The following is a 23,180-nucleotide window of genomic DNA, read 5'->3' as shown; positions in this document are numbered from 1 at the left end:
GCATTCCCCACGATGGCGGCCCGACCCCGGCCCGCGGCCGGCGGGCCCGTGAGCCACGGGCCGCACGGTCATGCTTTTCCACGCCCGCCCTTCCCTCCCCGGGGCTGCCGCCGGTTCCGGGAACACGCCGAATCACCACGGCCGATCCGGGAGATCCGCAGCGGCCACATCCCCCCGGCCGCGGGAGCGCGCTGGTGGCGAAAAACATAACCACGTGGCCGTCGGCCACAGGCGCAGCCATCAGCCACAGGACATAGTCTCCCGCACGTGACCCCTCCGATGCCGGGCCGGGTCGGTGGGCTCACCGCCATCGCCACCGCGCTGCTCGCCGGTCATCTTTCCGTTCCGCCCACGGACAGCCCGGGCATCGTGCCCGCTCCGCGGCCCGCGGCCGCGCCCTTCCCCGCCCTGGACCCGACGCTACGGGTCGCCGACCCCGCGGCGGTCAGCGCCAGGCTCACCCGTCCGCTCGCCAACCCGGCGCTGGGCAGCCCGGTGGGGCTGGTCATCGACGCGCTGTCCGGAACGACGCTGTTCGACCGCGGGTCGACCACCGCGGTGGCCCCCGCGTCCACGCTGAAGACCGTGGTCGCCGCGGCCGCGCTGACGACCTTCGATGCGCGCACGACCCTGACGACCCGGGTCTTCCACACCCCGCCGGCCACGCCGGGCGGCCCGGTGCCGGACGGCCAGGTGGCAGCCAGCACGGTGGGAGCCGTCGGCGCGGACGGCACCGGGGCGGCGGGCACACCGCCACCTGCCGCCGCCCCGCCCGGAGGCACGCTGTGGCTGGTCGGCGCGGGTGACCCGACCCTGACCGCCGCGACCGGGCCGGCCGGCTACCCGGCCCCGGCCCGCCTGTCGGAGCTGGCCGCCCAGGTCCGGGCGGCCGGCATCACCGAGGTCGACCGGCTGGTCGGCGACGGGACGCTGTTCACCGGGCCGTCCACCGCGACGGGATGGCGCGACAGCTATGTCACCGATGGCAATGTCACGCCGGTGTCCGCGCTCGAGGCCGACGGCGGCCGCACGACTCCCGGCGCGACCGGCCCGCGCAGCGCGACGCCCGACCTGGCCGCGGTGAACGCCTTCGCGGCGGCGCTGCGCCGGGCCGGTGTGCGGGTCGCGTCGACCGGGGTCGGCGCCATGCCCGGCGGCTCCGGCAGTACCGACGGCTCCGGTGGCCCCCGGCAGGTCGCCGAGGCCCACAGCCCGCCGGTCCCGTTGCTGGTCGAACGGATGCTGACCTACTCCGACAACGACCTGGCCGAGAGCCTGGGACGGCTGGTGGCCCACGCCCGTGGCCTGCCCGCGTCGTTCGACGGCGCCACCCGGGCGGTGCTCGACGTCCTGCGGGAGCTCGGGGTACCGACCGCCGGCGCGAACCTGGCGGATACCAGCGGGCTGTCGACAGCGAACCAGATCGCCCCGGCGACGCTGGTGGCGCTGCTGCGGACCGCCGTACTGCCCGGGCACCCGCAGCTGCGGACCCTGCTCACCGGGCTCCCGGTCGCCGGCTTCTCCGGGACGCTGGGTGACCGGTACAACGCGCCCGACACCCGCGCCGGTGCCGGCGACGTACGCGCGAAAACGGGCAGCCTGCGTATCGTGACAAGCCTTGCCGGCCAGGTCGTGGACACCGACGGCCGGCTGCTGCTGTTCGGCTTCTTCGCCCCGGTCGAGGAGGCCGGAAGCACCCGGGCCGCCCTCGACCAGGTCGCCGTCGCGCTCGCCTCGTGCGGGTGCTGAGCGGATGCCGGTACGGATGCGCGATGCCGATGCCGATGCCGAGCGCACGTGGATGCCGCGGGCGTCCGCAGACGCGCGGCGCCACGGCGCCGGCCGCCCGGACGGAGGCCGCGTGCCCGGGGCCGGACACCCGGCACCGGCGGCGGGCCGGCCGGCCGGCCGGGGAAACATCCGGAAGGTGGTGGTCGTCCGGAAAAATCACCCGACGGTGACGCGGAAATGGTCGACGGTGACCGGCGGATGGCAACGATAAAGCTGTCATCCCCAGGGAGAGGACATAGGCTGGCGGATGTGGACGCCGAGCCAGTCGACTGGGACCTCGCCGTAGCGACCGCGCGGCGGCTTGTCCGGCCAGGCCCGCAGCTGCCCCGCGCCGAAGCGGACGCGGTGGTCGCGGACCTGCGGCGGCTGGCCGTCGAGGCGGAAGGCCATGTCCAGGCCTACACCCGGCTGGAACCGGCCGGTCCGGCCACGCCGATCGCCGTGGTGGACCGTCCGGAGTGGGTCCGTTCGAACGTCGCCGGCCTGCGGGTGATCGCCGGGCCGCTGCTGGGCAAGCTCGCTGACCGGGAGCGGGGCCGGCTGTCCTCGGCTGTCGGACGCACCGTCACCGGCGTCCAGCTCGGCACCGCCCTGGCCTATCTCGCGGGCAAGGTCCTCGGGCAGTACGAGGTCTTCCTCCCGCCCGAGCAGGCCGGGACGGCCGGCTCCGCCCCGGGCGCGGCCCCGGGCGCGGCCGCCGGGGAACCGGCCGGTGCCCTCCGCAAGGATCCGGCCGCCGGGGCGGAGGCGGACTCCCCCGCTCGGTCGATCGTCGCGCAGGCCGGGCGCCTGAGCCTGGTCGCGCCGAACATCGCCCACGCCGAGCAGACGCTGGGGGTCGACCCGCGCGACTTCCGGCTGTGGGTCTGCCTGCACGAACAGACCCACCGCACCCAGTTCACCGCCGTCCCGTGGCTGCGTCAGCACCTGGAGAACGAGATCGGCGCGTTCATCGAAGCGACCGATCTCGATCCGGAGGTGCTCGCCGAACGGGTGAAGTCGGCCGTCAGCGCCGTGCGCGGCGCCGTGCTCGACCGCGGGCCGAACGCGCCGAGCATCGTCGAGGCGCTCCAGACGCCCGCCCAGCGCCAGGTCCTGGACCGCCTCCAGGCGCTGATGACCCTCCTGGAGGGGCACGCCGACCAGGTCATGGACGCGGTCGGCCCGAAGGTCGTGCCGACCGTCACCGAGATCCGGACACGTTTCGACAGCCGGCGTGGCGGTGGTTCGCCGATCGACCGGTTCGTCCGCCGGCTGCTCGGGCTGGACCTCAAGCTCCAGCAGTACCGGCAGGGTGGCGCGTTCGTGCGGGCTGTCGTCGCCGAGGCCGGGGTGGACGCGTTCAACCTGGTCTGGGAGTCCCCCGAGACGCTGCCGACCCGCGCGGAGCTGGTCGATCCGGTTGCCTGGATGCAGCGGGTGCTGGGCTCGCGCCCGTCCCTGTCGGCCTGACCAGGGGTGTCGATCACCGGACAGGACGAGCGGGGCCCGCGCCCAGGGCAGCCCGCCGCGCGGGACGATGCCACCGCGCTTGCCAGGACATCGCCTGCCGGGACATCCGCCGGAGCCGGCCCCGCCGGAGCCACCCCCGACGGGGCCGGCGCGCCGGACGATGCCGTGGCACGGGACGGCGCGGGAGCGCGTGGCGTGATGCGGGCATGCGGAGCCGTGAGCGGGATCCGGGTGGCCGTCCGGCGCTCGATCGCCGATCTCGCCCCTGGCAGCCTGGTGCTCGTGGCCTGCTCCGGCGGGGCGGACTCGCTGGCGTTGGCCGCCGCGCTGGCGTTCATCGCCCCCCGCCGGGCTCTGCGCGCCGGGCTGCTCACCGTCGACCACGGCTGGTACGAGGGTTCCGCGGCACAGGCGGCCACGGTGGCCGCGCGCGGCCGGGCGCTCGGGTTCGACCCCGTGGAGGTGCTGCCGGCGCACTCCCCGCGCTCGGAGGGCGCCGCCCGGCAGGCCCGCCGGTCCGCCCTGCTCGACGCGGCGGGGCGGCTGGGGGCGAGCGCGCTGCTGCTCGGCCACACCCTTGACGACCAGGCCGAGACAGTGCTGTTGCGGCTCGCCCGCGGGTCGGGCACCCGGTCGCTGGCGGGCATGCCCCGCCTGGACGGAGTGATCAGGCGTCCGCTGCTGGATGTCCGCGGGTCGGCGACGCGCGACGCGTGCCTCGCCGAGGGGCTGACACCGTGGGACGACCCGACCAACGCCGACGAGGCGTTCGCCCGGGCCCGGGTCCGGCACCGGGCGCTGCCCGTCCTGGAGGAGACCATCGGGCCGGGCATCGCCGAGGCGCTCGCGCGCACCGCGGACCTGCTACGGGCCGACACCGGCGCGCTCGACGCCGACGCGGCGCTGGCCTACGAGCGTCTGACGCTGCCCCAGCCCCCCCACCAGCTGCGCGGTCATGACCGGGACGCGGCCGGGCCGCCCGCTCGGGTCGACCTGGACCTCGCCGGGCTCGCCGGGCTCAGCGAGGCGCTGCGTACCCGGGTGCTGCGCCGGGCTGCCCTGGCCGTGGGAAGCGCGCCGACCGGCCTGCGGGCCGATCATGTCCGGGCCATGGACGATCTGGTGACCAGATGGCGTGGGCAGAAGCCCGTCCCGTTGCCGTCCGGTGTTGTCGCCGTCCGCGCGGATGGCAGGATCTCGGTGTTCCAGACCACCGGACCGCGGACCGCGGGCCGGGAGGAGACCTCCCCACAGCCCGCGGCCCGCGGGTCCGGGAGCCAGTCCAGCACCCACGCGCGGGACGCCCTGGCCGGCCGGCCGCGCGGACACTCCAGGGAGACTCAGGTGGCCGCTGCGCACACGATGCCCGACGAGATCGGCTTCGGCAGGCCCGGATCAGGAACGGATCTTTCCCCGCGGACCGGCCAGCACCCCGACATCGCCGAGGTGCTGGTCACCCCCGGTGACATCGCCGCCAGGATCGGGGAGCTCGCCGCCCGGGTCGACGCCGACTACGCCGGCCGCGAGGTGCTGCTCCTCGGCGTCCTCAAGGGCGCGGTGATGGTGATGGCCGACCTCTCCCGGGCCCTGACCATACCGGTGACCATGGAGTTCATGGCTGTCTCGTCGTACGGCTCGGCCACCTCGTCCTCGGGTGTGGTGCGCATCCTCAAGGATCTGGACCGCTCGATCGAGGGGCGGGACGTGCTGGTGGTCGAGGACATCATCGACTCCGGCCTGACCCTGTCGTGGCTGCTGCGCAATCTGCGCTCGCGGGGGCCGGCGTCCCTGGAGGTGTTCACGCTGTTGCGCAAACCGGAGGCGCTGGCGGCCGACATCGACGTCCGGTACGTCGGCTTCGACATCCCGAGCGCCTTCGTCGTCGGCTACGGCCTGGACTACGCTGAGCACTACCGTACGCTACCCTACGTAGGGACGCTGCATGCGGACGCGATCGCGCGTGGCGCCCGGTAGGCCCCGTCCGCCCTGGCGCGGGCGATGGCGATGGCACGGACCGTGCCGATGATCTCGCGAGCGACGGATCCGGCGGGCCGGTGGCGGCGGGTCACGCTACGAACCGCCCATTCGGGGCAGCGCGGCGGAACAGTACGCATCAGTTGCCCGTTGCTCGGATGTACGCGCGGTAAGGCGCGCGTACCGGCGGTACCCTCGGCACAAGGGAATCCCGAACGAGGGCGGCACACACGTCAGGAGGGTGGAGCGCGCGTGTCCAGCGCTCCAGGCAGATGACTCCAAGAAGAATCTTCCGCGGCTGGGTGCCTCTGCTGCTCCTGGCCGTACTCGTGATCGTTCTCGCGACCAATGTGCTGTCTGGCTCAGGCGAGTACACCAAACGTGACCTGAACTTCATTCAGCAGCAGATCACCGATGGGCAGGTCAAGGGCGCCACCATCCAGGACTCGAAGCAGCGCATCGAGATCACGACGAAGGTCGGTGACAAGAAGTACGAGTCGTCGTACGTCACCGACCAGGCCGTGAAGCTCGCCGACGACCTGCGGGCGCAGCGCGTCCCCTACGAGGTCAAGGTCGAGCAGGGCAACATCATCGTGTCGCTGCTGCTCAACCTGCTGCCGGTGCTGCTGGTGGTGTTCCTGCTGTTCTTCTTCATGAACCAGATGCAGGGCGGCGGCAACCGGGTCATGAACTTCGGCAAGTCCAAGGCCAAGCTGGTCAGCAAGGACACGCCGAAGACGACCTTCGCTGACGTGGCCGGCGCCGACGAGGCCATCGAGGAGCTCCAGGAGATCAAGGAGTTCCTGGAGAACCCCGGCAAGTTCCAGGCCATGGGGGCCAAGATTCCCAAGGGCGTGCTGCTCTACGGGCCGCCCGGCACCGGCAAGACACTGCTGGCCCGCGCGGTCGCCGGCGAGGCCGGCGTGCCGTTCTACTCGATCTCCGGCTCGGACTTCGTGGAGATGTTCGTCGGTGTCGGCGCGAGCCGCGTCCGGGACCTGTTCGAACAGGCCAAGACCAACGCTCCGGCGATCATCTTCGTGGACGAGATCGACGCGGTGGGCCGCCACCGCGGGGCCGGCCTCGGCGGCGGCCACGACGAGCGCGAGCAGACCCTCAACCAGCTCCTGGTCGAGATGGACGGGTTCGATGTCAAGGGCGGTGTGATCCTCATCGCCGCGACGAACCGGCCCGACATCCTCGACCCCGCGCTGCTGCGCCCGGGCCGCTTCGACCGGCAGATCGTCGTCGACCGGCCCGACCTGCTCGGCCGTGAGGCGATCCTGAAGGTGCACGCCAAGGGCAAGCCGATCGAGCCGGACGTCGACATGCTGGTCATCGCGCGCCGGACCCCCGGGTTCACCGGCGCCGACCTGGCGAACGTGCTCAACGAGGCCGCGCTGCTCACCGCCCGGTCGGATCACAAGTTCATCTCCTCGGACCTGCTGGAGGAGTCGATCGACCGGGTGATGGCCGGCCCGGAACGCAAGAACCGGGTGATGAGCGACAAGGAGAAGAAGCGGATCGCCTACCACGAGGGCGGGCACGCGCTGGTCGGGCACGCGCTGCCGAACAGCGACCCCGTCCATAAGATCACGATCCTGCCTCGCGGGCGGGCCCTGGGCTACACCATGCAGCTCCCCCAGGAGGACCGCTATCTGCGCACCCGGTCGGAGATGCTGGACGACCTCGCGGTGTGCCTGGGCGGGCGGACCGCCGAGGAACTCGTGTTCCACGAGCCGACGACGGGCGCCAGCGACGACATCGACAAGGCCACGAAGATCGCCCGATCCATGGTCACCCAGTTCGGGATGAGCGACAAGCTCGGCGCGGTCCGGTTCGGTGGCGAGAGCAGCGAGGTCTTCCTCGGCCGTGACATGGGCCACCAGCGCGACTACTCCGAGGAGCTCGCCGCGGAGATCGACGCCGAGGTCCGCCAGCTGATCGAGTCGGCGCACGACGAGGCCTGGGAGATCCTCGTCCGCTACCGGGACGTCCTGGACAACCTCGTCCTGCGTCTCATGGACGTCGAGACGCTCGGCAAGGACGATGTCCTGGAGATCTTCGCGACCGTGGAGAAGCGGCCCAGCCGCGGCTCCTACACCGGCGTCGGCAAGCGCCTGCCGTCCGACCGGCCACCGGTGATGACCCCGGCCGAGCTGGCCCTGCACAAGTCCGGCGACGTCAGCGACCTCGTCGCCGGCAGCGGTGCCGGCGCTGGCGCCGGGCAGCACGGCCGGACGAACGGAGCCGGCCGCGGCGGCAACGGTAACGGTTCGGGCACCCCTGGTGGGAATGGATCCACAACCACCCCGGTTGGCCCTGCTGACTCCTCGGCACCCGGGGAGGAGGACACCCGGGCGGGCTCCTCGACGCCGTCGTCGCCCATCCCGCGGATCTCGGATCCGTGGGCGCCCCCGAGCCTGCCGAACGACGACGACAGGGGACGCCGTTGACGACCGATTCCGGCCTCGCACCTCCCAGCGGGCACACCTCCCTCTCCACGGCATCCGCGAGCGCCGTGGACACGGTGGACACGGTGGACACGGTGGACACGGTCACGCAGAGCGTGAACGCCGGTACGGCCCTCGCCGCGGACGTCGCCGCCCAGCGGCGGGGGCCGGATCTCGGCCCGCAGGCCGTCCGGCCGTTCGACCACGAGCGGGTCGCGCGCGCCGTCCGGGAGCTGCTGATCGGTATCGGTGAGGACCCGGACAGGGAGGGGCTGCGCAAGACCCCGGAACGGGTCGCCCGCGCCTACCAGGAGGCGGTCGAAGGCCTCGGACGGGACCCCTCCGAGGTGCTGACCACCGTTTTCGACGAAGGCCACGAAGAGATGGTGCTGGTCCGCGACATCGACTTCACGTCGCTGTGCGAGCACCATCTGGTCGCGTTCGCCGGCAAGGCGCATGTGGCCTACATCCCGAACGAAAGCGGCCAGATCACCGGGCTGTCCAAGCTCGCCCGGCTCGTGGACCTGTACTCGCGACGCCCCCAGGTGCAGGAACGGCTGACGACCCAGATCGCCGACGCGCTGGAACAGGCGCTCTCCCCCAGGGGGGTCATGGTCGTGGTCGAGGCCGAGCATCTGTGCATGTCCATGCGCGGGGTCCGCAAGCCGGGCGCCCGCACGATGACGTCGGCGGTGCGCGGCCAGTTCCTGAGCACCGCGACCCGCAACGAGGGTATGTCGCTCATCCTCAGCCGCCGCTGACCTCCCGCGGCGGCGCCGGACGCCTGGGCGCCTGTGCCTGACAGGACCGTGCCCGACGGGGCCCGTGTCTGATGGATGACCAGCCGTGCGGACGGCGCCCATCAGACACGGCCCACAGCCAGATGCGGCCTACAGCCGGCAGGCCTGGATGGACGAGACGATGATGCCCCGGGCGCCGATCTCCCACAGGTCGTCCATCACGCGGTTGAGCTCCGTGTGCGGCACCATGGCGCGCACCGCGACCCAGCCCTCACGCTGCAACGGGGATATGGTCGGCGACTCGTAACCAGGGGTTATCTCGCAGGCCTTCTCCAGCACGGAGTTCGGGACGTCGTAGTCCATGATGACGTACCGTCGAGCGACCAGCACGCCCTGGATGCGGCGCAGCAGCCGTTCGTGCGCCGTGGTGAGCTCCAGCCCCTTCTTCACCACGACCACGGCCTCCGAGGACAGCACCGGCTCGCCCAGCAGCGTCAGCCCATGGGCACGCAGTGTGCGCCCGGTCTCCACCACGTCCGCGACGGCGTCGGCGACCCCGAGCCGGATGGCGGTCTCCACCGCGCCGTCCAGCCGGACGATCTGGGCGTCGACGCCGCGCCGGGCCAGGTCGGCGGCAACCAGCCCGGGGAAGGAGGTGGCGATCCGGGTGCCGGCCAGCGCCTCGACATCGGTCACGCTGCCTTCCGGCACGGCGTAGCGGAAGGTCGAGAACCCGAAACCCAGCGGCAGCAGCTCGTCGGCGGCGACCCCACTGTCGATCAGCAGGTCGCGGCCGGTGATGCCGATGTCCAGCCGGCCGGCCCCGACATAGACGGCGATGTCACGCGGCCGGAGGAAGAAGAACTCGATGTCGTTCTCGATATCGGTGACGACCAGCTCCGCCGATTCGCGACGCGCCTGGTAACCCGCATCGACGAGCAGCTGACTGGACGCGGTCGCCAGCGCCCCCTTGTTGGGCACCGCGAGTCGCAGCATCACAGCTCCCGTGTCACAGTCCGGCGCCGAATGCGCACCGAAGGGCCGTCATCACAGCCTGGAGTATACGTCGTGCGGTGTCAGACCTGCGGAAATCATCACCAGCTGGCTCCAGTACAGCAGCTGCGACAGCTCCTCCGCGACCCGCTCCGGCCCCTCGTGCTCCGCCGCCATCCAGGTTTCCGCGGCTTCTTCGAGGAGCTTCTTCCCGATGTGGTGAATCCCTTTGTCCAGCGCGTCCACGCTGCCGGATCCGGGCGTTCGTTCACGCCATTTTCCAGCCAGCTCAAGATATAGTTCGTCAAACGTTTTCATCGCTTCCCGGGCACCTTCCTTCCCACGGCCTTCCCACGCCTTACCACCAGTCGCAAGAGTGATCGTTCTGGACGCTGGAAGGGCTGTCCGCCGCCTGGAGCCCGCTCCGGCCGGCGACCCAGGGACCTCGGCCTCCCGGACCACGCGCATGCTAACGCAGCACCCTACGGCCCCGCGGGACACCCGGCCGCAGCATGATCACGCCCCCTTCGGCCCCACAGCCCCGAAACCCGGCCTCGGCAGGATGGAGGGCAGCCGGCGCAGCCCGCGTGGATGAGGTTTACTGAACGACTGTGTTCTGCCCAGCGCTCGTCGCCACCGACCTCGACGGGACGCTGATCCGCACCGACGGCACGGTCTCACGACGTACCCGCGCCGCGCTGGAGCGGGTCAGGAGCGCCGGGTCCATCATCGTCTTCGTCACCGGGCGCCCGACCCGGGTCATGGCCGACATCGTGGCCCAGACCGGCACGTCGGGCTTGGCCGTCTGCGCGAACGGCGCGCTCGTCTACGACCTGGACAACCGCGCCGCCCTCAGCCACCACGTCCTGGAGGCCGCCACCGCGCTCCGCCTGGCCACCGAGATCAGGGCGATCGTGCCGGACGCCGCCTTCGCCGTGGAAAGCGGTACCCACTTCGGCCGGGAGCCGGCCTTCACCACGATGTGGCCCGACCCGCACGAGGCCGTCGGGCACATCGCCGCACTGCTCACGGCCCTGCCCGTGACGAAACTGCTGGTCCGGCGCGCGCTGTCCGCGGGCGGCTTCGCCGACGTCCACAGCGCCATCGTGGCCGCCGCCGGATCGACGGCCGTGGTCACCACGTCCAGCTACGATCTTGTGGAGATCGCCGGGGCGGGTGTGTCCAAGGGCGTCGCCCTGGCGGAGATCGCGGCCGGGTACGGCGTGTCCGCGCGGCGCACGATCGCCTTCGGGGACATGCCGAACGACCTGCCGATGTTCGCCTGGGCCGGCCACGCCGTCGCGGTCGCCAACGCCCACCCGGACGTCCTCGCCGCCGCCGACGAGGTCACCGGCTCCAACGACGCCGACGGCGTCGCCCACGTCCTCGAACGCCTCTTCCGCTGACCACCTCGCCTCCGCCGGCCGCGCCGTCCCGGCCACGCTGCCTCCCACCGGCCGCGTCGTCCCGGCCGCGTCGTCCCGGCCATGGCGCCATGCCGCCGTGGCGGCGGGCGGCGTCGAGGGCCGCCCCGGCGGACAGATCCTTTCGCCGGGAGCGAGGATGGATCCATGCCACATCTGTCACCAGCACATGCACCGGCGGTGCTCCCGTGAGCGGCGCCGCGGGGGTGGGGGCCGCCGGCGCCCCGGCCCACGAGATCGATGCCGAGTTCCTCGCGCTGCCCCGGGCCGCCCTCGCCGACGCCGCCCTGCAGACCGCCCGCGACCTGGGCGCCACCCACGCCGACATCCGCGTCGAACGGCTGCGCAACGCGTCGCTGTCCTTCCGGGACGCCGGCCTGGAAAGCCGTGCCGACGGCCAGTCGGTCGGCTTCGCCGTCCGGGTCGTGCACAACGGCACCTGGGGGTTCGCCGCCGGTGTCGACCTCACCGTGGACGAGGCCGTCCGGGTGGCCCGGGAGGCGGTCGAGATCGCGCGGGTGGCGCGCCCGCTGAACAGCGAACCGGTGGAGCTGGCCGACGAGCCGGTGCACGCGGACGCGACCTGGGTGTCGGCCTACACGGTCGACCCGTTCGCCGTCGAGACGACCGAGAAGATCGAGCGGGTCGGGGGGCTGTGCCGCGCGCTGCTGGCCGCCCAGGACGTCGACCACGTCGACGGCCGGCTCGGCCAGGTACTGGAGAACAAGTTCTACGCCGACCTCGCCGGGACGAGCACCACCCAGCAGCGCGTCCGGGTGATCTGCCAGCTTGAGGCGACCCGGGTCGACCGCGCCGCCGGCGGCTTCGAGACCATGCGCACGATCGCGCCGCCGGCCGGCCGCGGCTGGGAGTGGCTGGTCTCCGGCCCCGCCGCGGGCTGCTGGGACTGGGACGCCGAGATCGAGCTGATCCCGTCCCTGCTCGCCGAGAAGGCCAAGGCGTCCTCGGTCGAGCCGGGCCGTTACGACCTGGTGATCGACCCGTCGAACCTGTGGCTGACGATCCACGAGTCGATCGGGCACGCCACCGAGCTCGACCGGGCGCTGGGCTACGAGGCCGCCTACGCCGGGACATCCTTCGCCACCCTCGACAGGATCGGCACGCTGCGCTACGGTTCCCCCGCCATGCACGTCACCGGGGACCGCACGGCCCCTCACGGCCTGGCGACCATCGGCTACGACGACGAGGGCGTCCAGGCCGGGCAGTGGGACATCGTCCGCGGCGGCACCCTGGTCGGCTACCAGCTCGACCGCCGGATGGCCGCGCAGAACGCCGCCGCCCTGGGCACCGGGCGGTCCAACGGCTGCGCGTTCGCGGACTCCCCCGGGCACGTGCCGATCCAGCGGATGGCGAACGTCTCGCTGCGGCCCGCGCCGGGCGGGCCGTCCACCGAGGAACTGATCTCCCGGGTGGACCGGGGGATCTACGTCGTCGGCGACAGGAGCTGGTCGATCGACATGCAGCGGTACAACTTCCAGTTCACCGGCCAGCGGTTCTACGAGATCCGCGACGGCCGGATCGTCGGGCAGCTGCGCGACGTCGCCTACCAGGCGACCACCACCGACTTCTGGGGCTCGCTCGAGGCCGTCGGCGGCGAGGCGACCTACGTTCTCGGTGGGGCGTTCAACTGCGGCAAGGGCCAGCCCGGGCAGGTCGCGGCGGTCAGCCACGGCTGCCCCTCGGCGCTGTTCCGGAACGTCAACATCCTCAACACCCAGCGGGAGGCAGGCCGGTGACCACACAGTCCCACGAGATCGTCGAACGGGCCCTGGAGTCGTCGCGAGCCGACGGGTGCGTGGTGATCGCCGGCGAGTCGAGCACGGTGAACCTGCGCTGGGCGAACAACACCCTGACAACCAACGGCGCGGCCCGCGACCGGTCCGTCACCGTGATCAGCGTGGTGGGCCAGGCGTTCGGCGTCCGCTCGGCCAGTAACGTCACCGACAGTGAGGATCTGGAGAAGCTGCTGCGCCTGTCCGAGGCGGACGCCCGGGAGGCCGAGGACGCCGACGACTACGCCGGCCTGCTCGGCCCGGGCGCCGGCGTCGGCGTGCCGCACTCCCCGGGCGAGACCGCGGTGGCCGCCGCCGAGGCCGTCGCGGAGGCCACCTTCACCGACCCCGCGCAGCGCACCAGCACGGGCGTGTTCACCGGGTTCGCGCGGGAGCTCGGCGAGGCGTTCGCCGCGGCGCGGGCGGACGGGCAGCGCCTGTTCGGTTTCGCCGAGCACGGGCTGACCACCACCTGGCTGGGCACCTCCGCGGGCCTGCGGCTGCGGCACAGCCAGCCGACCGGGTCGGTGGAGTGGAACGCCAAGAGCACCACCCCGGCCGGCTCGGTGTGGCACGGCCAGTCCACCCACGACTTCACCGACGTCTCCGTGCCCGCCACCCACGCGCTGCTACGCGAGCGCCTGGCCTGGAGCGCCCGCTCGGTGGAGCTGCCCGCGGGCCGCTACGAGACGCTGCTGCCGCCGTCGGCCGTCGCCGACCTGCTGACCTACACCTACTGGTCGGCCGCCGGCCGGGACGCCGCCGAGGGACGCACCGTGTTCAGCCGGGCCGGCGGCAGCACCCGGATCGGCGAGACCCTGGGCCCGGCCGGGCTGCACCTGTTCAGCGACCCGCTGGACCCGGAGCTGCCGGCGACCCCGTTCGTGATCGCCGGGGCGTCGTCGGCGACGTCGAGCGTGTTCGACAACGGGCTGCCGCTGCGGCGCACCGACTGGATCGTGGATGGCAGGCTGGCCACGCTGATCCACACCCGCGCCTCGGCACGTGACGCCACCGCCCGCGGCGACGGGAACGGCGGCAAGGTGGCGGCGGCCCCGTTCATCGACAACCTGACCCTCGACGGCGGCGGGACGGCGTCCCTCGACGAGCTGATCGCGAACACCTCGCGGGGGCTGCTGCTGACCTGCCTGTGGTACATCCGCGAGGTCGACCCGCAGCTCCTCCTGCTCACCGGCCTCACCCGCGACGGCGTCTACCTGGTGGAGGACGGCGAGGTCGTCGGGGCGGTCAACAACTTCCGGTTCAACGAGAGCCCGGTGGACCTGCTGGGCCGGCTCACCGAGGTCGGGGCGACGGTACGGACGCTTCCCCGCGAGTGGGGGGACTGGTTCACCCTCGCCCGGATGCCGGCCCTGCGCGTCCCGGACTTCAACATGAGCTCGGTCAGCCCGGCGAGCTGACGCCCGCGCGTCTGGGGCGCCGGTCAGGTAACACGGCCCGTCCCAGACGGTCAAAAATGCATGACCGGATGCTGACACGTCATGAAAGTGAGGGAACAGGCGGCCGCCCCGACAGCCGTTCCCGCCCTCACTTTCATGCACAGCACAGGATGTATGCGTATGACTGCCTGTGACCGGTGTTCCAGGGTTTCTGTTCCCGCCGTTCTGACGTGGCGCCCGCGTGGCGCCGCACACCGCCGTGCGGCCCGTGCCGGCCACCCCACGCCGCCGGAGCCGGCGGCGCGCAGGCCGCCCACGAGTTCATCAGAGTTCATCAGAGGCCCACGAACTCATCAGAGGTAGGCGCCGCGGCCGAACTGCTCCCCCTGCTGGGGGGCACTGGGCAGGGCCCGCCGGCGCATCTCCTCCAGCTGGGCCCGGGCGGCCATCTGCTGGGCGAGCAGCGCCGTCTGGATGCCGTGGAAGAGGCCTTCCAGCCACCCGACGAGCTGCGCCTGAGCGATCCGCAGCTCGGCGTCGCTGGGGGTCTGGGAGTCGTTGAAGGGGAGCGTGAGCCGGCCGAGCTCCTCGGCCAGCTCCGGGGCGAGCCCGTCGAAGAGCTCGGTGATCGCGTTACGGTGGATCTCCCGGAGACGCACCCTGCTCGCCTCGTCCAGCGGTGCCGCCCGTACCTCCTCCAGCAACTGCTTGATCATCGAGCCGATCCGCATCACCTTGTCCGGCTGGGGAACCATCTCCATGAGCGCGCTCGCGTGATCATTGTCGTCTTCGGCCGTGGGCGACGCGGCCGGGTCACCACCGGTCTGGGCGGCCACGACCCGCGAGCGGGCGGTCACGATGCCCTCGTCCAGCGTTCCGTCCGGTCCGACGACCACGACCCGTGGGTCCGGTTGATCTGCCATACACCCATCCTGCCTGGTCGGTCCGACAGGTATGCGGCCAGGACGGAAACGAGTCCGCGACTGGGCACCGTCAGCAACGGACGACCACCCACATCACTATCCGCCGCCAGCTCCGCTTCCCGCGGCCAGCGGGTCACGGTCAGCGCGTTACGGGAGGCCCACGGCTACCGGAGGCCCACGAGGCTACGGGGCGTCCACGGCGAGCAGGACCTTGCCCACATGGCCGAACTCCTCGACGCGCCGGTGCGCGTCGGCGACCTTCTCGATCGGCAGCACCTGGTCGATCACCGGACGGATCGCCCCGGCCTCGACCGCCGGCCAGACCCGCTCGCGGACGTCCGCCACGATCGCGGCCTTCTGCTCGTCCGGCCGGGCCCGCAGGGACAGCGCGTGGACGCTCCCCCGCTTGGCCAGCAGCGCCGCCAGGTTCAGCTCGCCCTTGCGCCCGCCCTGCAACCCGATGACGACGATGCGCCCCTCGACGGCCAGCGCCTCGACGTTGCGTGCCAGGTAGGACCCGCCCATGTTGTCGAGGATCACGTCCGCGCCCCGGCCGCCGGTGGCCTCCCGCACCCGGTCGACGAAGTCCTCGTCCCGGTAGGAGATGGCGAGATCGGCCCCGAGCTCGCGGACGCGCGCCAGCTTCGCCGGGCTGCCCGCGGTGGTCGCGATCGTCGCCGACGGCCGCAGCGCCCGCACCGCCTGGATCGCGAACGTCCCGATCCCGGACGCCCCGCCGTGCACCAGGAACACCTCGCCGTCGCGCAGACCGGCCACCCCGAACACCGTCGAGCAGACCGTGGCCGCGACCTCGGGCAGCCCGGCGGCCTCGAGCAGCGAGACACCAGCCGGCACCGGGAGCACGTGGCCGGCGGGGACGTTGACCCTCGTCGCGTACCCGCCGCCGGCGAGCAGGGCGCAGACCTCGTCCCCCGGCTGCCACCCGGCCACCCCGGCGCCGACCGCGGCGACCCGGCCGGAGCACTCCAGCCCCAGCACGGCGGACGCGCCCGGCGGCGGTGGGTAGAAGCCCTGGCGTTGCAGCAGGTCGGCGCGGTTGACCGCGGAGGCGACCACGTCGATGGCGATCTCACCCGGGCCAGGCGGGGCGAGGTCGTCCACCTCCGCCCAGGACATGACCTCGGGAGCACCGAAAGACGCCACCGTCACCGCGCGCACCAGCCCACCGTATCCGCGCTCGCCCACCCGCGCACGGCACATCCGCCGTCCACGCCATGGGGCGGCCCCGCCACCCGGCGTGGACGGCCGCGCACCGCGCCCACCCGCATCCACGATCATCAACCGGCCGCCGGCGCAGGCGTCCCTCGACGGGAAGGCGACCCACCGAAACCCGGCGGTTTCCCGGACCAGGCCGGGAGCCGCCCGGGAACCACCGGCCCCGGCAACATGGTCATACCCGGATCGCGGAACCCCGCTGAGGAAATCCGGACGGCTCACGGTGGCCCGCCGTTCCACGAGCTCCCGGCACGTCCGATACGGACGGGACGGCGTCACGCACCGGACCATCCGGGACCGGAATCACGAGCCGGCCAATGGCTCGGAAGAATTCCTCCGGCCGGGGGCCGGTCGTGGACGATCCGCCATCGAGCGTTCACGGCGGCGGAAATCGTCATGCGGGAGATCGGAAACTAACCCGAGACCAGCCGCAGTACGGCGGACCCGTCGGAAGACCATCCGGCCAGCTGGATCGAAACCGCCCCGGGTTCCGGAACCGGCGGCCCCTGCACCTTGCCGGGAGCACAGAATCCGCCGCGGGAGCCACCGCCGCGGAGCAGCGTGAAAGTGGTGCCGCAGGTGCTTCTGAGAGTGCCGGACGCCCGCCCGCCGCCCGCCAGGCTCAGCGCGAAGTCGAGCCCGTCGGGGCCTATCTTGGTCACGGAAAGAACGTCGGGACCCACCGCGATGTCGACCGGCCCGTACACGGACACCTCGCAGGTGCCGTCCGCACAGGCTTCAAACCGTGCGCCGTCGACCGCGGCCAACGGCACAGGCTGCGAAATGGCTCTGGCCGCGGCCGGAATGGCTAAAGGAACGATGACGGACGCCGCGGTGGGGGCAGGCGAGGTGACAGGAGGCAGGATGGCGGGCACCGCGGCGACGGCAGGGACGGTTCCGACGGGGGCGCCGCCGGACGCCGTGATGGTGGCGGCCTGGGAGCCGCAGCCAGCTATGGAAAGCGCCACGAGAAGCGCGCATCCCACCCGTCCACGAGATCCTGGGATTGACACGGAGCCACCGTTTCGACAGGCCATCATCGATTGCTGGTCCTCTCGCTCTGTCACCGGCTATCCGGCGGGCTGGTGACGACGCGGCGTACCCGCCAGCCGCACTCCCGCGCGCCCGCACCGCTGGTTGCCGACTGATGGTCGCCGACTGATCCGCCTACGTCATGTCCAGCTAACGGTGTCATACGGTAGTTGTCATATGGTGGTTATTGTGACAACGATGACTCTTCCCTGCGCCGCGCCCTGGCGTCCCGGCGTGTGAATGGCCGGATGACGAGCACTCCCAGGAGGGTGCAGGAAGAACGCGAACGACTCGGAAAAAACCCGCGCGACCATGTCAGATGTGTGAAGACCGCGTCAGACGCGTGAAAGGGAACCGCGGTCCGCGGCGGCCTGTCTGAACGACGGCAGCGGCTCCGGCATGGGGCGTCATCGCCCGCCGGCCGGCTGGTGCGGAACGCCGCCGGCCCGGACCGGCAGCAGCATGATCCCCTCCTGTGCCGGTCAGCCGGTCCGACGGAGCCCGGACACTCATCGGGTGACACCTGATGATCTCCGGGCGGCCCGGGCACGGATCAGACAGGCTCGGGCTCGGGCTCACTTGGGGTGGGTTCGGTGCGAGGGGAGGGCTCGTGTGGGGCGGGCGGCAGGTCAGGCGTGCTGGGGAGCAGCGGAGCGGGATCGTCCGGGACCGGAGCATCCGGGTCAAGCGGAGGCGGCGGGGCAGGCCGGCGTGCCCGGACGTCCCGGCGAGCCACAACGGCTTCATGCGAAGCACCCATATGCGCCGGCATACCCCGACCGGCGCTCCGCGGAAACATCACCGGCGTCGGCCGCGCGGCCCTGGCGACGAGCCCGGCCGGCTGACCGGCCGGCTGACCAGCCGGCTGACCGGGCGAATCACCCGGCTTCGTCCGAATGATGACCAAATCATGACGATGACCGAATTGTACGGACCCGCCGCGGCCCATAGGCTGCGCGCCGGACATACTTCTCGCATCCTGCCATCGGGCGAGATCCACACGTGTGGCGCATCGCCTGTCGGACGAGCTTCAGGAGCGCGCCGGTTGGAACGGGACGGGGACACCACCGAAGCGGACAGTACCGCGGGCACCTTCGCCGTACCGAATGACCCCGTGGCACCCGATGGCCTCCACAGCGACCACGATGACCATGAACGCCTCGGCGATCACGGTGGCCCGGCCGCGGAGTTCCACGCCTTCTTCGAGCGGCATCATCGCCAGCTGTCCCGGCTCGCCTATCTGCTGACCAACGACCATGATGCCGCCGACGACATCACCGCCGACGCGTTCACCGCCGCCTGGCGGCGCTGGGACAGCGTCCGTCAGGCCGACAGCCCGCTGGCCTACCTCAGACGTACCGTCGCGAACATGGCGGCGAGCCGGCTACGGAAGATCATACGTGAGCGGCACGGCCTCGGCATCCTCGGCGGCCTGGCCGAGACCCGCAGCACCGACACCGACGTGCCGGCGGTCGTCGACGTCCGGACGGCGTTGATGTCGCTGTCGACCGGCAAACGGGAGTGCCTGGTGCTCCGGTACGCCTTCGACCTCTCCGAGGACGAGACCGCCCGCACCCTGGGGATCTCCGTCGGCACGGTCAAGAGCCAGACCTCCAAGGGCGCCGGTGAGCTGGAGCGCATCCTGCTGGCGGGCACGCGCGACAGCACACGCGACAGCGCCCGGGGGCCGCAGGCCGCGTCGGTGACGGATCCCGTGGCCCGGCCGGGCAGGAAGCATCCCGAGGCGCGCAAGGGGCTGCCGCGCCGACGGCACGACGTCGACCCGCGGGCGCGGCTGCGGGGCGGGGAGGCGACGTGACGGGCGGCCGCGGTGGCGCCGGCCGCCGCCACCGCGGACACACCCGGGTGGAACCGGGGCCGTGGCTGTCCGAGGCGCTCACGCAGGCGGCGGACGCGCACGAGCCGGACAGCGCACGGATCCGTGGACGCGTCATCGGGCCGGGCCACGAGACCCACCCGCCGCTGGCCCACGCTGCCGGCCGTCGTCCCGGAAGCCCGCCCCGGCCCCCTCGTGACCGGCGGCGGCGACGGAGCCTGGGAAGGGCGGTCCCGCGAGGGAGAGGGCCGGGGATGCCGCCGGTTGTCTCCCCCCGGTCCAGGATGATCGTCCTGGGTGCCGTCGCCGGCGTGCTCGGCGTCGTGGCGATCACGCTGACCGGTATCCGGACGGTCCCGTCGCACGATAATGATCATTCTGTGTCGGCCACGGCGCTTCCGGTGCCACCGGCCGCCGCCGCGACCGGGGCCGTCCCGCCCCTGCCCGCCTCCTCGCGGCAGCCCGCGTCGAGCGGGCCGACGGAGCAGACCACGCCCGGCCCGGCGGCCGCGCCCCCGCCGGCCCAGACACCCGCGGGCGAGGCGCCGCGGGTCCGGCTCAGCGTCGGCCCAACAGCCCCGGAACGGATCGTCCTGCCGGGCGCGGACGTCCAGGACTGGGTCCTCTACGGGAACGGCGCGGGCAGATCCGCCGAGCGGGTACGCGCGAATCTGGCACAGCCGGTCATCGGCCGGATCAACGTGTCCGGCGACATCCCGACGGTGGTCCCTGGTCCCGCCCGGTTCGACTGGAGCGCGGGCAGCCCGCAGCAGACGGGCCGCAACCATGCCGACGCCCTGGCGCTGCGGGGCTCCGGCAGGTTCCGGCTTGCCGTCCCGACAGGCGGCCAGGCCGGCCGTCTGAGCCTGTACCTGGGCACGCTGGGGGGACAGGGCGTGGTGCGGGCCGACATCGACGGGCAGGATGTCTCGTCCGTCGTCGTGCCGGCGGGCCGTTCGAGCAGATGGACGGGCTCGGTCGTCGAGATCGACTTCGGTCCGGGTGCGGGCGGGCGCACTTTGAACGTCGAGGTGTCCGCCCGGGCAGAGCCCGGTTCCGGCGACCCGGGCGACCCGGGCGACCCGGGCGACCCCGATTACCCGGATGACCGTGATGATCAGAACGAACGGCGTGACGCGGACGGGCGGGGTGGCCCCGGCGGCGGCAGGCCGCTACGGGCCCCGCAGGCTCAGGCGGGGCCCGCGGGGCAGGTCTCGCTTGCCGCCGCCGTCCTCTCCGGCTACCGGTGAGCCGTTCGCGACGTTGAAAAAATGTTCTGGACGCGGCAACCCCGCCGGGCTCCCGAGCGACTGGACATATGAACGTGCGGACAGCTCCGCTGCGCTCAGAACCGATGATCTTTCGGCTGGCCAAAGCGCTGTTTCCGAACGTTCCGGCTCGCCCGTTCCCCGCTAACCCCCCCCAGCCGGGGCGGGCGAGCCGTACTTGTCAACCCGTCCGACAGCCCCGCGTCGGGCACGAACGGATGTAGCGTCGCAGACGTGCGCCGAATCCTCTTCTCACCCTCCTGGATCCTGCGGCACGCGCTCGCCCTCTTCATGATCGGCCTGTTCGCCAGGCTCGGGTGGTGGCAGTGGGAGAAGGGGCAGTCCAGCCGCGGAACCCTGCAGAACCTCTTCTACGGCGTGGAATGGCCGATCTTCGCCATGGCCGTGATCTTCGGCTGGTCGCAGATGGTGCGCGAGGAACTTCGCCCCGGACCGGCGAAGCCGGCTCCCGCGGCCGAGGAAGCGGCCCGTCCCGGTACGGACGCACAACCATGGAACGAACACCGCGGGCCGGGCGGGCCTGGCGCTGACGGTCCGCCCAGCAGTGGCTCCGGCGACGATGAGGAGGATGACGAGGAGTTGGAAGCGTACAACCGCTATCTCGCCTCGCTCTACAAGCGGGACACGCCATCCGGGTCGGGGACCCGGTGACACCGCCCACCAGGGAGGACTCCGGCAGGGCGGCTCCGGGGCCGCGGCCCGCGGCGGGCCCTGGGACGGCGGGACCGGCGGCGACCGGCGCCAGCGCCGGTTCCGCCTCGGGCTCCGGGCGTTCCAGCGAGCGCGCGGTCCGTCGTGCGCTGCTGCGCTTCCGGGTGATCGCCTATCTCGTCGGCGTGGGGCTGATCACGCTCGTGCTGGTGGGTGTGCCGCTGAAGTACCTGGCGGACGCCCCGACGCTCGCCGAGGCCGTCGGCCCCATCCACGGGTTCCTGTTCATGGTCTATCTCGCCCTGACGGCGGACCTGTCGTCCCGGTGCCGGCTGCGTACCGGACCGACCCTGCTGGTCATGCTGGCCGGCACGATCCCCTTCCTGTCGTTCGTGGCGGAGCGCCGGGTCACCCGTACGGTGCTCGAACGCCAGCGGGCTTCTCACACCCCGTGAAGACATTCACAACATAACTACAATATAATCACTACGGACGTCGGACGCGACGGCATGCGGCGTCAACAGCCAGCGCTGCCGTCCGCCCGGCGGCGGAAATACCACGGCCTAAGAGCACTTGACGTTGGAAAAGCCCCGGCTCGCGCCCTGGACCCTGTTGTCGCAACCGACCACGTTCTGGGTCCTGTCGCCATCGTGGATGTAAACGCCGAAGCCTCCGCCGTTCACCGTGAGCGCATTGTTCCGGATGATGTTCCGCCGCCCCCAACCGTCGGACTCGACGTGGGTCTGGATACCGTCCTTGATGTTCCCGCCACCCTGGCCGGTGTTGTCCACGACGGTCCACCCGTTGCCCTTGAGGTCGATCCACGAGTCGGCCTCGGTCAGCCGGTCGGCGGACAGGGTGTTCCCGGAGATGATGCCGCCGGTCGTGCCTTCCTTGATATCGATGTTCTCCGCCGTCGTGCCGGCGATGTCGTTCCCGATGACCGAGTTCCGGTCGCTGTTGTCCGGGCGGCAGTCCGAGTACTTGCACCAGTTGCTGCTGGCGCTGCCGACATAGATGCCCTCGCCGAACTTCTCCGAGCGGTTCCCGGTATTCCGGATGACGTTTCCGGTCACCAGGTTGTCCGAGCTGAAGGAACGCAGGTGGATGGCCTCGTCCCCGATGGCGCTCACGCTGAGCCCGGCGATGATGCCGTGCTGGACGCCATCCGCCATCACGCCCTTCTTGCCGTTACGGACGCTGAAGCCCGACAGGCGGACATAGGAGGCATGGTCGATGTGCAGGATGTAGTCGGTGTCGTCCTGGCCGTCCAGCACGGCGCCGCGCGAGCCGCACAGCCAGATCGGCTGTGCCGCCGTGCCCGACCTGGCGATGGTGAAGCCACCGGCGTACGTACCGTCGGCCAGCCGGATGACCGCGCCGGGCTTCGCCGACGCCAGCGCCACCTTGAGATCACCGGGATTACGGACCGTAGGCTCACCCGCCGGACAGGCCACCTCCTGGCCGCCGGGCTGAGGCCCGCCGCCCTGGGTGACGGCCGGCCCGGCCCCGGCGGCGGACGCCTGCGGGGAGGCCGCTGAGGCTCCGGAGCCGGCGGTGGCCGGCGGCGCCTGCGGCTTCGCCGTCTTCGTGCCCCCCTGGCAGGCGGCGAGCGTCACCGCGCACGCGAGCACCGCCGCCGCCACGCACAGTCTCCGGCACCTGCGGATGCCCCGGGGGGGCGGCCCTGCCGGGGGGCCGGCCGCCACGGCGGGGACCCCCCCGGGAGGGATCGTCACAGTGGATCCCTCCTGCTGTAACGGTCGCGGTCTTTTCCATTGTAGGAAACCATCGCCCGCGATCCGACGGTGTCGTATTTCACCACCGCGGCACCTTCGCGGTCGCCATTGACCGTGACGTCGTCCGCCTCCGGGCCGTCCTCATAAAAACGATCGTCTGGCAGCTGGTCGTTCCAGGGCTGCGGATACCCCTGGGACGCGGAGGCGCCGGCAGGCCCGTCGCCACGGAAAGCGCCGTCGTTCCCCCCGGCGAACCGGTCGAAGGAGCCGTCGGGATACCGCGCCGCATGGTCGCGCAGGTAGCGCAGGCCATCCATGGTCGGGTTGTCGTCCTGGTTGACCCGGGCGCCGTCGCGGTCGTGGTCGTTCCCGCCGAACGCCCTGTCGGGGCCGCCTGGCCCCGCCCGCCGGCCGGCGGGGCCGGGCGACGGGGCGGACGCGGCGGGCCAGGGC

19 protein-coding genes are annotated in these 23,180 nt (G+C 72.2%); 12 read left to right on the top strand and 7 right to left on the bottom strand.

The window, feature by feature from the left end; genetic code table 11:
• The first annotated feature begins 279 nt into the window (after window positions 1–279).
• The 5 genes from dacB to folE all read left to right on the top strand — a co-directional run bounded on the left by dacB (window position 280) and on the right by folE (window position 8,431).
• Window positions 280–1,749 carry a D-alanyl-D-alanine carboxypeptidase/D-alanyl-D-alanine endopeptidase gene (gene dacB / locus NBX02_RS03115; protein WP_250289912.1) on the top strand — a complete coding sequence of 490 codons (1,470 nt, stop codon included), beginning with the start codon at window positions 280–282 and terminating at the stop codon, window positions 1,747–1,749.
• A 291-nt stretch (window positions 1,750–2,040) separates the two neighbouring features.
• Window positions 2,041–3,243 carry a zinc-dependent metalloprotease gene (locus NBX02_RS03110; protein ID WP_250284931.1) on the top strand — a complete coding sequence of 401 codons (1,203 nt, stop codon included), beginning with the start codon at window positions 2,041–2,043 and terminating at the stop codon, window positions 3,241–3,243.
• Window positions 3,244–3,441: 198 nt separating this feature from the next.
• Window positions 3,442–5,217 (top strand): hypoxanthine phosphoribosyltransferase, encoded by a 1,776-nt coding sequence (gene hpt / locus NBX02_RS03105; RefSeq protein ID WP_250284937.1) that lies wholly within the window; start codon window positions 3,442–3,444, stop codon window positions 5,215–5,217.
• 272 nt (window positions 5,218–5,489) lie between these two features.
• Window positions 5,490–7,673 (top strand): ATP-dependent zinc metalloprotease FtsH, encoded by a 2,184-nt coding sequence (gene ftsH / locus NBX02_RS03100; protein ID WP_250284929.1) that lies wholly within the window; start codon window positions 5,490–5,492, stop codon window positions 7,671–7,673.
• Window positions 7,674–7,786: 113 nt separating this feature from the next.
• A complete protein-coding gene (folE, locus tag NBX02_RS03095; protein ID WP_445548231.1) occupies window positions 7,787–8,431 on the top strand; it encodes a GTP cyclohydrolase I FolE in 645 nt (214 codons plus the stop codon).
• A gap of 129 nt (window positions 8,432–8,560) precedes the next feature.
• On the opposite strand, the gene hisG is transcribed toward folE, so the two are convergent.
• Both hisG and NBX02_RS03085 read right to left on the bottom strand, forming a co-directional pair.
• Window positions 8,561–9,406 (bottom strand): ATP phosphoribosyltransferase, encoded by an 846-nt coding sequence (hisG, locus tag NBX02_RS03090; RefSeq protein ID WP_250289907.1) that lies wholly within the window; start codon window positions 9,404–9,406, stop codon window positions 8,561–8,563.
• Between the two features lie 51 nt (window positions 9,407–9,457).
• Window positions 9,458–9,721: a phosphoribosyl-ATP diphosphatase gene (locus NBX02_RS03085; protein ID WP_250284928.1), complete on the bottom strand. Its 264-nt coding sequence runs from the start codon at window positions 9,719–9,721 to the stop codon at window positions 9,458–9,460.
• 293 nt (window positions 9,722–10,014) lie between these two features.
• On the opposite strand from NBX02_RS03085, the gene NBX02_RS03080 reads away from it, so the two are divergent.
• The 3 genes from NBX02_RS03080 (at window position 10,015) to NBX02_RS03070 (ending at window position 14,041) form a co-directional block, all read left to right on the top strand.
• The gene (locus tag NBX02_RS03080; RefSeq protein WP_250284926.1) at window positions 10,015–10,809 is read left to right on the top strand and encodes an HAD family hydrolase; all 795 of its coding nucleotides are present in this window, start codon (window positions 10,015–10,017) and stop codon (window positions 10,807–10,809) included.
• Window positions 10,810–11,015: 206 nt separating this feature from the next.
• Entirely contained in the window at window positions 11,016–12,584 is a 1,569-nt protein-coding gene (locus tag NBX02_RS03075) for a TldD/PmbA family protein (RefSeq protein ID WP_250284924.1), read from the top strand.
• Window positions 12,581–14,041: a metallopeptidase TldD-related protein gene (locus tag NBX02_RS03070; RefSeq protein WP_250284922.1), complete on the top strand. Its 1,461-nt coding sequence runs from the start codon at window positions 12,581–12,583 to the stop codon at window positions 14,039–14,041. The genes NBX02_RS03075 and NBX02_RS03070 overlap by 4 nt, the downstream gene beginning before the upstream one ends.
• Before the next feature lie 332 nt (window positions 14,042–14,373).
• Here the strand turns inward: NBX02_RS03070 and NBX02_RS03065 are convergent, their stop codons facing one another.
• From NBX02_RS03065 to NBX02_RS03055, 3 genes are all read right to left on the bottom strand, one after another.
• Window positions 14,374–14,943, bottom strand: coding sequence for a bacterial proteasome activator family protein (locus tag NBX02_RS03065; protein WP_250284921.1), 570 nt, complete (start codon window positions 14,941–14,943; stop codon window positions 14,374–14,376).
• Between the two features lie 183 nt (window positions 14,944–15,126).
• Window positions 15,127–16,122: an NAD(P)H-quinone oxidoreductase gene (locus tag NBX02_RS03060; protein WP_445548230.1), complete on the bottom strand. Its 996-nt coding sequence runs from the start codon at window positions 16,120–16,122 to the stop codon at window positions 15,127–15,129.
• Between the two features lie 470 nt (window positions 16,123–16,592).
• Complete coding sequence (locus NBX02_RS03055; protein ID WP_250289902.1) at window positions 16,593–17,054, bottom strand: hypothetical protein; 462 nt, start codon at window positions 17,052–17,054, stop codon at window positions 16,593–16,595.
• Between the two features lie 1,202 nt (window positions 17,055–18,256).
• Between NBX02_RS03055 and NBX02_RS03050 the strand changes: the two genes are divergently transcribed.
• The 4 genes from NBX02_RS03050 (at window position 18,257) to NBX02_RS03035 (ending at window position 21,443) form a co-directional block, all read left to right on the top strand.
• Window positions 18,257–19,030 carry a SigE family RNA polymerase sigma factor gene (locus tag NBX02_RS03050; RefSeq protein ID WP_250289899.1) on the top strand — a complete coding sequence of 258 codons (774 nt, stop codon included), beginning with the start codon at window positions 18,257–18,259 and terminating at the stop codon, window positions 19,028–19,030.
• Between the two features lie 272 nt (window positions 19,031–19,302).
• Window positions 19,303–20,298, top strand: a complete 996-nt coding sequence (locus NBX02_RS03045; RefSeq protein ID WP_250289897.1) for a hypothetical protein — start codon at window positions 19,303–19,305, stop codon at window positions 20,296–20,298.
• A 252-nt stretch (window positions 20,299–20,550) separates the two neighbouring features.
• The gene (locus NBX02_RS03040; RefSeq protein ID WP_250284733.1) at window positions 20,551–20,988 is read left to right on the top strand and encodes a hypothetical protein; all 438 of its coding nucleotides are present in this window, start codon (window positions 20,551–20,553) and stop codon (window positions 20,986–20,988) included.
• Window positions 20,985–21,443: a DUF3817 domain-containing protein gene (locus NBX02_RS03035; RefSeq protein ID WP_250284735.1), complete on the top strand. Its 459-nt coding sequence runs from the start codon at window positions 20,985–20,987 to the stop codon at window positions 21,441–21,443. The genes NBX02_RS03040 and NBX02_RS03035 overlap by 4 nt, the downstream gene beginning before the upstream one ends.
• A gap of 108 nt (window positions 21,444–21,551) precedes the next feature.
• Here the strand turns inward: NBX02_RS03035 and NBX02_RS03030 are convergent, their stop codons facing one another.
• A complete protein-coding gene (locus tag NBX02_RS03030; protein ID WP_250289896.1) occupies window positions 21,552–22,727 on the bottom strand; it encodes a right-handed parallel beta-helix repeat-containing protein in 1,176 nt (391 codons plus the stop codon).
• A partial coding sequence (locus NBX02_RS03025; RefSeq protein ID WP_250289894.1) for a hypothetical protein occupies window positions 22,724–23,180 on the bottom strand: 457 nt, incomplete at its 5' end. The genes NBX02_RS03030 and NBX02_RS03025, both read right to left, overlap by 4 nt.

It is taken from the genome of Protofrankia sp. CiP1_Cm_nod1 (assembly GCF_920888515.1).
GTDB lineage: Bacteria > Actinomycetota > Actinomycetes > Frankiales > Frankiaceae > Protofrankia.
The sequence above is the reverse complement of the archived record's forward strand: the minus strand, read 5'-3'. Positions and strand labels throughout refer to the sequence as shown.

Excerpts from the sequence above, each read along its gene's own strand:
- ftsH (WP_250284929.1), top strand. The coding sequence starts at position 5,490 with ATGACTCCAAGAAGAATCTTCCGCGGCTGGGTGCCTCTGCTGCTCCTG.
- NBX02_RS03065 (WP_250284921.1), bottom strand. The coding sequence starts at position 14,943 with ATGGCAGATCAACCGGACCCACGGGTCGTGGTCGTCGGACCGGACGGA.
- hpt (WP_250284937.1), top strand. The coding sequence starts at position 3,442 with ATGCGGGCATGCGGAGCCGTGAGCGGGATCCGGGTGGCCGTCCGGCGC.
- NBX02_RS03045 (WP_250289897.1), top strand. The coding sequence starts at position 19,303 with ATGCCGCCGGTTGTCTCCCCCCGGTCCAGGATGATCGTCCTGGGTGCC.
- hisG (WP_250289907.1), bottom strand. The coding sequence starts at position 9,406 with ATGCTGCGACTCGCGGTGCCCAACAAGGGGGCGCTGGCGACCGCGTCC.
- dacB (WP_250289912.1), top strand. The coding sequence starts at position 280 with ATGCCGGGCCGGGTCGGTGGGCTCACCGCCATCGCCACCGCGCTGCTC.
- NBX02_RS03085 (WP_250284928.1), bottom strand. The coding sequence starts at position 9,721 with ATGAAAACGTTTGACGAACTATATCTTGAGCTGGCTGGAAAATGGCGT.